Below are 13,728 nucleotides of genomic sequence, written 5' to 3' on the forward strand. Positions count from 1 at the left end.
GCTTCTCATCCGTTCATTTTGACTTTAACAACGATTAATACTTATTTAAGACCTTCTAATTTTTCAGTAGCTTCTTTGATTTTATCTTCAGGAAGACTTACATATCCAACTGCTTCTGCCATTTCAGCAGAGTTATCAAGAGTGAATTTCATGAAATCATATACAGCTTCATTATCTTTAACAGAAGCGTTTTTAGCATAAACAAACAATGGACGTGATAGTGGAGTGTATTCCCCGCTCTCGATTGTTTCGTTATTCGGCTCAACTCCGCCGATTTTCACTGCTTTAAGTTCTTCTTTATTTGCAAGGTAATAAGCATAACCGAAGAATCCGATTGCGTTTTTATCACCCGTTACACCTTGTACAAGAACATTATCGTCTTCAGAAAGCTGAATGTTTTGTTTAACCATATCTTTTTCTTCTAAAATGACTTCGTTGAAATAATCATATGTTCCCGAGTCAGTACCAGGAGAATAGAATTTCACTTCTTCATCGGGCCATTCCGGGTTGATATCAGACCATTTTTTTGTCTTTCCATCTTCTACCCAAAGCTTTTGAAGATCTTCAACTGTCATGTCTTCTGCCCAGTCATTTTCTTTGTTAACAACGATTGTAAGACCATCTTTAGCCACTTCGAATTCAGTGAAATCTATACCAGCTTCTTCCAGCTTTTGCTTTTCTTCGTCTTTGATTGGACGGGAAGCGTTTGAAAGATCAGTTTCACCTGCGATGAACTTTTCAAATCCACCACCAGAACCGGAAACACCGATAGATACTTTCACATCAGGCTGTGTAGCTGCGTATTCTTCGTTAACAGCTTCCATGATTGGAGCTACTGTTGATGAACCATCCATTTTTACATTTCCGGATAACTGCTCCGCATTTTCACCATTGCCGCCTTCTGCTCCACCTTGAGCACCACATGCTCCTAATACAAGAGCTGATCCGATCATTGCTGACATTGCCAGATACTTAAAGCTTTTCATTCCTAAATTCCCCCTAAGAAACTTGGTTGTTTTGTCCTACGAGTAATAGATTAATAGATGAGTGTTAATGAGGTTTTAACCGTTTGTAAAGGTTTTGTAAATTCGACATTTTTCTTCATCTTTAGACCTTCCCATAACCTGAAAAATCTCGTCAAACCCTTATTAAACATAGTATTAGACAATGATTTGCAAATTATGTAGCTTCCATTAAAAAAGGTCAAATATCTATCGATTTGACCTTGATTCTCATTTTTATTATAAAAATGATCCTTTGATTTTAAGTAAAAAGACTTAAATACCACAATAAAAAAACTGATCCCCAGAAAGTTATTTCGTGGAAATCAGCTAACGTTTGTTTAGTTATTCTGTTCTCTTTCCTCTTGCATTTGTTCTTCTGCCTCTTCAGCGTTTTCTACCTTCTTGTTAACTGAAGTGGGATCTTTCACTTCTTCTGCTCGTTTCTTCTTTAGTTCAAAGTACGTATCCATCACACGTTTGGAAATGTATTTATTCACGTAAGGATCGGCTACTCCGCTTGCTTGGATATGAGAAGCTGGAACCATCGTGGCATACGCCACTTCAGGGTTATCAAATGGGGCGTATCCGATAAGAGTCGTGTTGTAGTTCAGCTCTCCATCCACATACGTCTCAGCGGTACCCGATTTACCTGCCGCATTATATGGTGCATCCTTGAATTGATCATACGCCGTACCATCCGGATAGTGGTACACACGATAGAATCCTTGTTGGACGTGCTCAATCTGGGCTTGTGTTGCATCGATACGATTCAGCACATTCGTTTCCTTTTCAAACAGGATCGGTCCCAGGCTTTCTTGATCATTTGTCGGCTCTCTTATTTCTTTCATGATGTGTGGTTGCACACGATAACCATCATTGGCAATCGTAGAAATGTACTGCGCTAATTGCATCGTTGTATACGTATCGAACTGCCCAATCGCTAAATCCAGCAAGAAACCAGGAGTGGTGTCTGTACCTGTCAATCCGGAAGACTCACCAGGTAAGTCGATTCCAGTCGGCACACCTAATCCGAATTGAGCGTAGTGGTTCCGAAAAATGTCAAAGGCTTCCGGATTATTCACAATCGGCTCATTCGGTACATACTGACCCCCTGCTACTTTAAGGGCAACCTTCCACATGTATGAATTAGAAGACTTCTCCAGAGCAAACAAGTCTGACATGGGAATTCGTTGGTATCTATTGAACCATGATGACTTGGGCTTTGTCCCTTTGATTTTTAATGGTTCATCGATCAACACTTCTCCAGGTTTTAAATTCCCGGTCATATAACCGGTTAATACGGTGGCACCCTTAACCACAGATCCAACTTCATAAGAAGAGGTAAAGGTCCCTAATGCAGCATCTCTCATCTCGTACTTGCCTGTTTCAGAGTTTTTCACATACTGTTTTCCGGCCATGGCTAATATTTCCCCAGTATTCGGGTCAATCATGACCACGTAAGCACGATCCAGGTTAGGAGACTCACCTCGATTCACAATCTGTTTTTGTAATTCTTCTTCTATAATTTTTTCGACTTCACGTTGAAGCTCCATATCGATTGTCAGAACAATATCTTTTCCTCGTTGACCTTCTTGAACGAGCACAGATTCCAATACGCTACCGCCTTTAGTGACGTTTTTGATTTGTTCCTTTTGGCCTTGCAGGACATCTTCATATTCTAACTCAACGTAACTCTTCCCTACACGATCATTCCGGTTGTAGTCTTTCGCTAAATAGGAATCTACCAGGTTCTTCGGCAAACCTTCTCTTGAGGAAGAAACGTTCCCAAGGATCGTCCTCAATGTATCATCGAATACGTAGGACCGCTTCCAGTCTGTAGTGGTATTGATGCCGGGAAGTTCACTAAGATGTTCACTGACGACGGCGAATTCTTCCGGGGTGACCCCTTCGTTCTTCACAACTTGTGGATTTAATGCATATCCGCTGGAGAATTCTCGATAAATCGCAATGATTTCTAAATCTTTTTCAGTCAGTGACGCTAACTCGTCTTCTGTGATCCGATCTAGTCTCATTTGGTACACTTTCGCGTTCACATCGTCTTCAGATAACTCTTCATTGCCTTGAAGCTTTTTAATTTCCTTCTCTGACACCTTTTTGTCTGCTTGTTCTTTATTGTTTAATAACCAATAATCTTTCTTGTCTCTTTCTGTCACTTCTTTGGTATCTTTTTCAATGTACTCAGAAAGCTTGGCTGCAACCTCCATCATTTCTTCGACCTTGGTGTTGTTTGCACGTGTATACGTAATCGCATTTAACGGTACATTATCAACGATCACATTACCATAACGGTCATACATTTTCCCTCTTGGCACACCTGTATTGACGACAACATCCTCTGTTCTTTCTACTTCCTTCTTGTAGCTTTCTCCGTTCACTATTTGAACGAGTCCCAGTCTAAGAACCAGAAGAGAGAATAATAAGAATACGGCAAAAAACAGCAGATTCATCCGAACGGGAACATGCGTCTTTCTTTTTCTCTTATTTCTTTTCAACCTTTTCCAACCCTTCCTCTATGTAAAAATATCTTTATATCGTTACCATCCCTTCTTATTTTATAGAAAAATACAAGGATAATCTAGACATAAGCAAAGGGAGGAAATCTTTCCCTCCCTTTGCTTACATATCCTAAATGGGTAAGTCCACTTTTCGCACGAAGAAATATATGAGGGTATGGCCCGCTCCAAGCATTAATAGGAGGATGGGGATACTCTCTTCGTGGTTAAAAAATGTGACGGCAATGATAAAAGCCAGGACTGACACAATCCTTCCTGAATTCAAGAAAATCTCCCTCACGACAATATACTCGATTCTCATTTCAGCGGCGTTCCATCCGGTTCCGATTACATCATATGTCATTGAAATATAAGGCACCAAAAGGATGGGATATGCAATGGCAATCACCCCGGCATAGAGCAACAACTTCGTGTAAGTGACATCAAACACAATCAAGAATATTGCCAGGTAGAGAAGGATTCCACCTAATAATATGGCCTTTTTTCGAAACTTTTTTTTAATGACCCGCGATGCAATGTAATAGCCTACGAATGCGATCCCTGAGTTTATGAGTCCGAATGTACCGATGGCAAATTCACTTCCTGTACTGATGAACACAAACACAGAAATAATGAAGATAAACGTTCCTTCTCTCAACCCCTGGAAGAAGTGGGCGTTTGTAATGAAGCGCCAGTTAGCATTGTTTTTCCTTTCTTCCAGAATTCTGAGGAATAGATATCGCCCCGACGCAGGTCGTCTTTTTAGAAAGAAGCTTAAAAGAACGGCTATGGCAAATAGCAGGAGAGATAAACCGAATACAATGGTATAGCCCTTATACGAAGCAAATCTGGAGATGATAAAACCTGCGAGGATCGGGCCAATCATTCCTCCAGCTGACGTTAATGTACCGAGGAAACCATTGAAGAAATCTCTCGTTTCAGGTTCCGTAATTTCAAAGGTCAGTACATTAAACGCTAACCAATAGAAGCCGTAGCCGATACCGAGCAACGCCCCTAACACAACCAGGTAACTTTCGGCCGACTCCCCGAACGAGAGTACAGATATGTAAAATAGAGCCAAAAAAATAACCCCGAAGCGTAATACAATCACCCGGTCTACTTTCTTTGCCAACCTTCCAGCTAATATAAAAGTTAATGGCTGAAAGATGACAACGGTTAAATTATAGATGCCTAAATCAATAAATTCACCTGATTGCTTCCACAAGTAGATGTTTACAAATGTGTTTGAGAGCGCAATACTCAAAGAATATAGTCCGCCAATCAACAGCAGCAGAGTAAGATCTCTTGTTAAATCAATATCGCCTAATAACTTTTTATAGCTACTCATTTGAAAAACTCCCCTTTAACGTACCCCTATCTTGTGAAAAAGGGAGGGAAGTTATACAAAAAAAAGAGAGGTTCTTGAAAGAACCTCTCTCCTCGTACGATTAAATTATTTAGCAGCTGAATAGCGCTTCGCTACTTCATCCCAGTTTACAACGTTCCAGAACGCACCGATGTAGTCAGGGCGACGGTTTTGATAATTCAGGTAGTAAGCATGCTCCCAAACGTCAAGACCTAAAACAGGAGTTTTACCTTCCATTAGAGGGCTATCCTGGTTTGGTGTGCTTGTTACTTCTAATTCACCGTTGTTTACCACTAGCCAAGCCCAACCTGAGCCAAAGCGGGTAGCAGCAGCGTTAGCAAATTCTTCTTTAAATGAATCGAAGCTACCGAACTTGGAAGAGATGGCATCTGCCAGCTCTCCAGATGGAGCGCCTCCACCATTCGGAGATAATACTGTCCAGAATAGAGAGTGATTAGCGTGGCCGCCACCATTGTTGCGTACTGCAGTACGAGCACCTTCAGGAACAGCGTCTAAGTTAGAAACAAGATCTTCAATGGATTTGCTTAGTAAATCATCGTGACCTTGAAGTGCATCATTCACTTTCGTAACATATGCGTTATGGTGTTTCGTGTGGTGAATGTTCATTGTTTCCTTGTCGATATGAGGTTCTAATGCATCATATGCGTAAGGTAATTGCGGTAATTCGTAAGCCATTATAAATTCCTCCCTATGTATAGTTTCCTGAACAATGAATTCAGGCCGTTTCAGTATAAGATTACCAAAACTACTATATCTGTTCAAATATTTTGCCTTCTATTTCTCACTTTTTCTCATACAAGAATAAAATCCCCTATATTTTCATTACTAGTCATAAGAATATTTTTCCCCTCAAATAACCAAAAAGAAATATACAGTCATGACAATCTGGATGATTCCTTTTGTCACTACACTGGAAATGAATCCAACGACTGATCCAACCCCCACTTTTACGGCGGTCTTTAGATTGGATCTATGCACGACCCATTCCCCTATGATCGCACCTAAAAACGGGCCGATCAAAATTCCGATGACAGGAATGACAAAAGGGCCGACAAGCAAACCGATCGTACTTCCCCAGATTCCGGCTTTCGTGCCACCAAATTTCTTTACCCCTATGAGGTTCGCCATATAATCTGCACCGAATAGAAGCATCACAAACAATACTTGCACAGTCCAGAATAACCAGCTAAAGGGTTCAAAGCTGAATAACACACAATATAAAATAAAGCTTCCAATCAGAAAGACGACACTCGGCAAGATCGGATATATCAATCCTACAAAGGCTAAAATCATTAATACGATGATAATACTCCAATAAACAATTTCCATCTTTTAACACCTCCTATAAAGTATAAAAAATACTGACCCATTTGACAAACATCAAATGAGTCAGCACATTGTATTACTCTACTTCTAAAACCGCTTCGGCAATGTTGACTGCATGATCCCCGATACGTTCTAGGTTACTGACGATATCAACAAACACGATTCCTGCTTGTCCCGAGCATTTTCCTTCGTTCATACGCAGAATATGCTGTTTGCGAAGCTTTCTTTCCATTTTATCGATCTGATCTTCTTTTTCAGCAACTTCCCTTGCAATATCAGTATCGGTTAAGTCTAAAGATTTCAACGCTTTTTCCACTGTTTCAATGGTTAGATTAAACATTACTTCAAGGTCGTTCATTGCATCATCTGTAATTTTAACCTTGTTGGTTTGTTGGTATTCAATCAGTTCAACGATATTCTCAAAGTGATCTCCTACACGTTCGATGTCGCGAACGGTATCCATTAGGATAGAGTGTCTTTCTGATTCGTTTTCAGATAAAGAAGCTGAAGATAAATCAACCAGGTAATTCGTGATTTTCTTATCAAGATTATTAATGGCACCTTCAATTTGATAAGCTGCTTCAGCATTTTTAGAGCTCTTTGACTTTAAGAACTCATTGGTTTCTTCTAATCCCTTGACAGCGAATTTACCCATTCGCAGTACCTCTTCCTTCGCTTGACCTAAAGCGATGGAAGGTGATTGTTCAATAAACATTGGATCTAAATGTTTAGAGTTGTAATCAACAAGTGAATCCTGCCCTGGGATCAATTTCGTTACGATCACTGCTAATAGGGCGATGAACGGAAACTGAATAATCGTATTCGTTATATTAAATGAGCCGTGAGCAAAAGCGATTGTCATCGGTTCATTCAGGTTAAATGAAGATTGTAAAAACAGAACAAACTTTGTGAAAAATGGCAATATGATTAAAAAGATTGTCGAGCCAATCAGATTAAAGAGCACATGGACTGCTGCAGCTCTTCTTGCAGCGACTGAAGCACCCAAGGCTGCCAGAACTGCCGTAATGGTCGTTCCGATATTATCCCCGAATAAAATAGGAAGTGCTGCCTGGATATCCACTAAATCTGAACTGTATAGCTCTTGTAAAATACCGATTGTTGCAGATGAACTTTGTACAATTACAGTAAATAGAGTTCCAATTACCACTCCAAGAATTGGATTTGTACTCATACTTACAGTTAAGTCATGAAAGGCTTCAAGTGAACGCAGTGGCTTCATTCCTCCACCCATTAATTCCAATCCATAGAATAATGCACCGAAACCAAAAATCATTTGTCCAAAATTGTGTACTTTTTTATTCTTAAAGAAGAATAACATAATTGTTCCTACTGCAATAATTGGTAATGCATATTCACCAATATCGATCCCGATGATAAACGCTGTTACCGTTGTACCGATATTCGCACCCATGATGACACCGATCGCTTGTCTGAGTGTCATGAAGCCTGCACTTACCAATCCGACTACGATAACCGTTGTTCCACTACTGGACTGTATTAAGACTGTAACAAAAATACCTGCCAATACGCCCATGAATGGGTTGGTCGTGAACTTATCAAGAATTTCTTTCAGGCGTTCACCTGCAGACTTTTGTAGTCCGTCCCCCATATACTTTATCCCGAAGAGGAAAATCCCTAATCCTCCAAAGAACTGAAACAACATCTCTTGCCAATTTAATTCCATTTTTTCAACCCCTACATAAATTTTCGACATTAAACAACAAAAACCCCATATCATTTTTAATATATTCTATAGAAAAGGTAAATACTTTTTACTCTAAATTTACAATAGGTTAATAAAACTCGACTTTTATTACAATTATGTTACAAAGTATAATCATTCCAAATTGTTTATATTCTCCATACTTGATGCAAATGAAAGACAAGCATAAAATAGAAAGGGTATGCACGAAAGGAGAAAGAGTATAAATGAATGTATTTCAACAATTGTATAAAAGTATCTATTCCCCAAAAGACATTGCAACATTCCGCTTTCAGGGAATTGGCAAGACGATCCGTTACGTTTTCTTACTGGCACTAATATCTATTTTACCAGTGGCTGTACAGTTTATATCGTTTGCGATTAGTGCCATCGACAATGTAAGAGAATCAGTGGAAGCTGAATTTCCACCATTTACAATCGAAAATGGTTCGTTATCTTCCGATCAATCAGAACCGATCACATTAGAAAAGGAAGGCATCACGATCATCTTTGACAGTTCAGGCGAACTCAAAGAAGAAAAACTTGACGCAAACGATGATACGATAGCCTTTTTGGAAAAGAGTTTCGTAGTCATCAATCAAGGGAATGTCCAATCTTCTTCCTATAGTTTATTTGGCGATACAGCTCTTACAAAGGATGGCTTAATTGATCTATTGGATTCGTTAATAGATATGAAATGGATTCTCCTTCCCGTAGCGTTATTTTTTCTATACTTATTCACTTCCGGAATGACGTTCTTGAAGATCACTCTCTTCGCCATAATCGGTGTTACGTTTGCCAATGTTCTTAAACGAAATGTTAACTACCGGCAAAGCTTTCGCATCACCGCCTATTCCGCGACGGTTTCCACGTTATTTTTTACCCTAATGGAAATGCTGCAAACCTATATTCCTGCAGCCCCGATATTGGATTGGTTTGTAATCACCGTCATTCTTTACTTAGTCGTGAAAGAGATCCCTCAAAAGAGGATCCGGGCATAATAAGAATCCCTGTCTCACCCGGAGACAGGGATTACCCTTTTACTTCATTTTTATAGGAACCATTCGGTTACATCCTATAACTTGAATCGCCTGCTTAATTCCTTTAGTTGGTTAGAAGCATTCAATAGCTTTTCTCCTACTTCATGTGTATTCCTAACCTTTTCGTGTTGCTCTTCAAAGGCAGCAAGCATCTGCTCCGTTCCCGCTAACGTTTCTTGTGAAACGGAAGAAAACGCCTCTGTTGAAGCCTCCACCTTTGGGAGAGATATTTCTAAATAGCTCAAGTCCGCCTTCATATTTTGCAGATCCGTCGTAACACCATCTATTTCATTTTTCAACTGATCAAACGATTCCCGTGTCTCAGTAGCTTCTGATACGTAGTACTGAAATTCTTTGAAAAATTGATCGAATTGACTGCAAGCATTTAAGGTTATTGACTCCATAGTATGAATGGTTTCACTAATATTCTTGGTAGCAACTGATGATTGATCTGCAAGCTTCTTCACTTCATTGGCGACAACCGCAAATCCACGACCGGATTCACCCGCCCTTGCGGCTTCAATCGTGGCATTGAGGGCGAGGAGTTTCGTTTGTTCAGCAATTTGATTAATCAATGAAATCACTGTGACAATGGAGGACGATTGATCATGGACTTCTTTAATGATCTTATTCATTTGCTTGAAGTCTCCGGATACCCTGTTCAACCCCCCAACCATTTTATCAACCTTGTACTCCCCGTCACCCGCAGAATCATTCATATCCTTTGTTTTCTCAAAGACAGAATTCATTTTCATAAATATGGATTTTACGGTCATATTCATTTCTTGGAAGTGGTTGACACTTACTTCGGAAGTACCTGCCGTTTCTTCTGCCCCCCCTTTCACCATTCTTACCGTTTCTACCATATACTCATTTTCTTTCAATAATTCAGATGAAGAGGTTTGAAGCTGTATCCCTGTGGATGCTAGGCTGTCTGTTGTTTGATGAATATTATGTATCAAGTCTTTCATTTTCAGTGTCATCGAATCAAAACTCTTTTGAAGGGAAACGATTTCCGGCATCGTCGTTTCGACAGGGATGTTGGCAGCCAGATCACCATCCCTTATTTTCTTCATCGATTCACGCAATTGAGCGATCGGTAAGGTCAACCGGTTCACAAAAAATAAAACAATGATAAAGGCAATCCCAACGCTAAGACCAATCATAACCAGTGTATAGACAGCCATCGACCGAATGTCCTGCATATACTCTTCCTGAGGTACAACGATCACGTATTCACCTTGCAGCTCTTGAATCGAATGAAAAGCCATCGTATAGGTTTCTCCCTCGATGGTTGTTTCGATAGTCCCTTTTTCAAGTTCTTCGATTTCATCTATTAGAGGTTTCCCAAATTGCAATTCAGAACCTTTACTAACTGAAAATGGTACAGCTACAGAATCTTTAATAAAATAGAATTGTGCTTCAATATTATCTTGGATCAATGCTGTATCCTGTTTCTTGATCACATCATTCAGTTTTTTCTCAAACTGGTCCTGTTTACCGACATAAATGAGCATCAAGCTTTGTGCGATATCACTCATCGAGGTCACTTCTCGATCCAAACGCTGTTCCATAAGATGAATCGTAGCCTGTTTCGACTTTAAATAAGATATCCCTCCAATTGTTGAGCCAGTAATGACAACCAGGAGTAAAATGACTACCAATAATCGATGCTTTAATGTCAAACTCTTGGAAAATGGAACAGTCATTTTCCATTTTAGAACCCTTTTAATCCGCTGAGGCCGTTTTCTTAAGAAGTTCAATATTTTCGACAAATTCATACACCCTTCCCTAATCTTTCCACATTTCATTTTCTCAAAGAAAGATGAAGGAAATGTAAAGCTTGTGTAAAGGTTTATTGAATTTTAGGACGAAAGACCCCCTGCTTACGGTTTGACAGAAGCATAAATAACATGAAGTTAAGAAGGGAAAATGCAAAGGTGATCAAATACATTTGCAACACATCGTGTTTCCAAAGGCTGTAAGCAATAGGTCCAAGGGCAACCCCACCGAACCTAACAGCTCCATAAATACTGACAATAAATCCCCTTTCATGCTCCGAAACACTCCCCGTAATAAAGGTATTAATGACCGGCAGCATTAAGCCCAATCCACCAAAGCTGACCGTAATAAAGAACATCAAAAATCCCAATGATGAAAAAAAGATCAGAAAGCCTAAAGGGAACGACATCATGAACAACCCACATTTCATATACGTCCACCCTAGTTCCTCATCCGTCTTTATCCTCCCCCCACACCAGTAAGAGCAAATGGTCATCGCACCAAGTGGAAAGATAAATGTAAATCCCTTGAAAAAACCATCAATATGAAAAGTATCTTCAATGTGGTAGGAAAGGAAGAAGAGAATGCCGAATAATAAAAATAAGCCTATCCCCCCAATCGCATATAGTGGAAATAATAAGCGTCCCTTTGAAATAAGGATGGAGTACAGGTCCTTTTTGTCAGCCTTGTGATAACCCTCTTTCGTTTCAACCGTTTTTCTGATTCCAATTAAAATCACCAGGCACAAGACAGGAAACACCCAAAATGCATGATTCCAATGGACAAGGATAGCCAGTGTGGCACCGGCAAGGGGTGCGACAACCTTGCCTACCCCATTAAACACTTCTAAAGAGCCTAACATCCTTGAGCGTTCCCGTCCCTGAAAGATGTCACCGATCAATGCCATGGCCAGAGGTGTCGTTCCAGCGGCCCCTACACCCTGTAAACCTCGGCCAATCATGAAGAGACTAACCGTTTCATTTGCTGTTCCGCTCACAACACAAAGTACACTTCCCAGAATCATTATCCATAGTGAAACAATGATTACTCGTTTACGACCGAAACGATCCGACAACATCCCCACAAACGGAATCACCACTGCTGCAGGTATCGTGAATGAGCTTAAGATAAAACCGGACCAGCTGCTATTCAAATGTAAATCTGCCTCAATACTCGGGAGAATGGGAATAAGCATAGAATTTCCCAGTACCATTAATATGGGCAGTAATCCGATTACCAGTTGGAGAAGCCTATTCGTCATGATTCGTAACCCCTTCATAGTCATATTCATTCTAAAAAACCCGGGAGGAAAGTATATATGAAAAGAATGGCTATTTTCTTTGGTATTATCATTCTTCTTTATAGTATCTATTATGACTTAAATAAAGGAACCTTAAGGCTGCTTTATAAAGAATCCACTGTCGCAACAGCCCAGCCACAGGTTAATCAGGCGTCTCCAACCGTGCCACAGGAAACGGCAGAGGAAGATCCCTCCTCCATGCCTTACGTGGAAATGGAGGTAAAGCCCGGCGATACAGTCTTAAGTCTTGTAGAAGATCTTCTTGATGGGTCTATACCTGTTCCCATCGAACGTGTGATTACCGATTTCGAAGAATTAAATGATGTGCCCCCTGCAAAGATTCAAATTGGAAAAACATACAAAATCCCGAATTATCAATAATTCAGACATGCAAAATACACCTATTTCTTGTCATTTTACACAAAACACTGTTACAATAACTTCGTATTACTTTATAATGAATGGTTTTAGAACCTTTCTAAAGGAGCGAATTACACTTGAGTGAAATTATACATCGTTCAAAGACACGTCCGGTCAAAGTCGGAGATTTAACTATTGGCGGTAACAATGAACTTGTTATTCAAAGTATGACTACTACAAAGACACATGATGTTGAAGCAACGGTTAAAGAGATTCACCGTCTCGAAGAAGCAGGTTGTCAGGTTGTCCGGGTAGCTTGTCCAGATGAACGTGCAGCAGACGCGATAGCTGATATTAAGAAACAAATCAATATTCCACTTGTTGTCGATATACATTTTGACTATAAACTAGCCTTAAAAGCCATTGAAGGCGGAGCCGATAAAATCCGGATCAATCCAGGAAATATCGGTCGCCGTGAAAAAGTGGAAGCAGTTGTCAAAGCAGCGAAAGAAAAAGGGATTCCCATTCGAATAGGGGTAAATGCCGGAAGCTTGGAAAGAAAAATCCTTGAAAAGTACGGATACCCAACGGCTGACGGTATGGTAGAAAGTGCCCTTCACCACATCAAGATCCTGGAAGATTTAGATTTTCATGACATAATCGTTTCCATGAAAGCATCTGATGTAAACTTGGCCATCGAAGCATACACGAAAGCAGCTAAAGCATTTGATTACCCGCTTCACCTTGGAATCACTGAATCAGGTACATTATTTGCAGGAACAGTTAAGAGTGCGGCAGGTCTAGGGGCGATTCTAAGTCTTGGCATTGGAAATACACTGCGTATTTCGTTAAGTGCTGACCCTGTTGAAGAAGTGAAGGTAGCCAGAGAACTATTAAAGTCGTTTGGATTAGCTTCCAATGCAGCTACCTTAATTTCATGTCCGACATGCGGACGTATCGAAATCGACTTAATTTCAATAGCCAATGAAGTGGAAGAATACATCTCCACCATAAAAGCACCTATCAAAGTCGCTGTCCTTGGATGTGCAGTTAATGGACCAGGTGAAGCCAGAGAAGCGGATATCGGCATTGCCGGGGCTCGTGGTGAAGGACTTTTATTCCGAAAAGGAAAGACTGTCCGGAAAGTTCCTGAAGAGACGATGGTTGAGGAATTAAAGAAAGAAATCGACAAGATCGCAGAAGAATATTTTGCACAGCAAGAAGCAGAGAAGAAAGAACAAGAAGTATAAATGCATGTAAAGAGGACTGATCTTAGATCAGTCCTCTTTTTTT

At 40.2% G+C, this 13,728-nt stretch carries 11 protein-coding genes; 3 read left to right on the forward strand and 8 right to left on the reverse strand.

Going from position 1 to position 13,728, the window contains the following annotated elements; genetic code table 11:
* Positions 1–41: 41 nt before the first annotated feature.
* The 6 genes from ACXAF2_RS04410 to ACXAF2_RS04435 form a co-directional block, all read right to left on the reverse strand.
* Positions 42–986: a PstS family phosphate ABC transporter substrate-binding protein gene (locus ACXAF2_RS04410; RefSeq protein WP_475137536.1), complete on the reverse strand. Its 945-nt coding sequence runs from the start codon at positions 984–986 to the stop codon at positions 42–44.
* Between the two features lie 356 nt (positions 987–1,342).
* Positions 1,343–3,472, reverse strand: coding sequence for a peptidoglycan D,D-transpeptidase FtsI family protein (locus tag ACXAF2_RS04415; RefSeq protein ID WP_475139104.1), 2,130 nt, complete (start codon positions 3,470–3,472; stop codon positions 1,343–1,345).
* A gap of 178 nt (positions 3,473–3,650) precedes the next feature.
* A complete protein-coding gene (locus ACXAF2_RS04420) occupies positions 3,651–4,865 on the reverse strand; it encodes an MFS transporter (RefSeq protein ID WP_475137537.1) in 1,215 nt (404 codons plus the stop codon).
* 105 nt (positions 4,866–4,970) lie between these two features.
* Positions 4,971–5,579, reverse strand: a complete 609-nt coding sequence (locus ACXAF2_RS04425) for a superoxide dismutase (protein ID WP_148969687.1) — start codon at positions 5,577–5,579, stop codon at positions 4,971–4,973.
* A 174-nt stretch (positions 5,580–5,753) separates the two neighbouring features.
* Positions 5,754–6,233, reverse strand: coding sequence for a DUF456 domain-containing protein (locus ACXAF2_RS04430; protein WP_475137538.1), 480 nt, complete (start codon positions 6,231–6,233; stop codon positions 5,754–5,756).
* A 73-nt stretch (positions 6,234–6,306) separates the two neighbouring features.
* On the reverse strand, positions 6,307–7,935 hold the full coding sequence (locus ACXAF2_RS04435) for a Na/Pi cotransporter family protein (protein WP_475137539.1): 1,629 nt from the start codon (positions 7,933–7,935) through the stop codon (positions 6,307–6,309).
* A gap of 245 nt (positions 7,936–8,180) precedes the next feature.
* On the opposite strand from ACXAF2_RS04435, the gene ACXAF2_RS04440 reads away from it, so the two are divergent.
* On the forward strand, positions 8,181–8,954 hold the full coding sequence (locus tag ACXAF2_RS04440; protein ID WP_475137540.1) for a DUF1189 domain-containing protein: 774 nt from the start codon (positions 8,181–8,183) through the stop codon (positions 8,952–8,954).
* Positions 8,955–9,028: 74 nt separating this feature from the next.
* Here the strand turns inward: ACXAF2_RS04440 and ACXAF2_RS04445 are convergent, their stop codons facing one another.
* Together ACXAF2_RS04445 and ACXAF2_RS04450 are read right to left on the reverse strand one after the other, a co-directional pair.
* Positions 9,029–10,768: a methyl-accepting chemotaxis protein gene (locus tag ACXAF2_RS04445; RefSeq protein WP_475137541.1), complete on the reverse strand. Its 1,740-nt coding sequence runs from the start codon at positions 10,766–10,768 to the stop codon at positions 9,029–9,031.
* 80 nt (positions 10,769–10,848) lie between these two features.
* Positions 10,849–12,036, reverse strand: a complete 1,188-nt coding sequence (locus ACXAF2_RS04450; RefSeq protein WP_475137542.1) for an MFS transporter — start codon at positions 12,034–12,036, stop codon at positions 10,849–10,851.
* Positions 12,037–12,093: 57 nt separating this feature from the next.
* Here ACXAF2_RS04450 and ACXAF2_RS04455 point away from each other — a divergent pair, with 57 nt between their 5' ends.
* Together ACXAF2_RS04455 and ispG are read left to right on the forward strand one after the other, a co-directional pair.
* The gene (locus ACXAF2_RS04455; RefSeq protein ID WP_475137543.1) at positions 12,094–12,456 is read left to right on the forward strand and encodes a hypothetical protein; all 363 of its coding nucleotides are present in this window, start codon (positions 12,094–12,096) and stop codon (positions 12,454–12,456) included.
* Positions 12,457–12,581: 125 nt separating this feature from the next.
* Positions 12,582–13,685, forward strand: coding sequence for a flavodoxin-dependent (E)-4-hydroxy-3-methylbut-2-enyl-diphosphate synthase (ispG, locus tag ACXAF2_RS04460; protein ID WP_187443688.1), 1,104 nt, complete (start codon positions 12,582–12,584; stop codon positions 13,683–13,685).
* The last annotated feature ends 43 nt before the right edge of the window (positions 13,686–13,728 follow it).

It is taken from the genome of Rossellomorea sp. ABR4_004 (assembly GCF_056159585.1).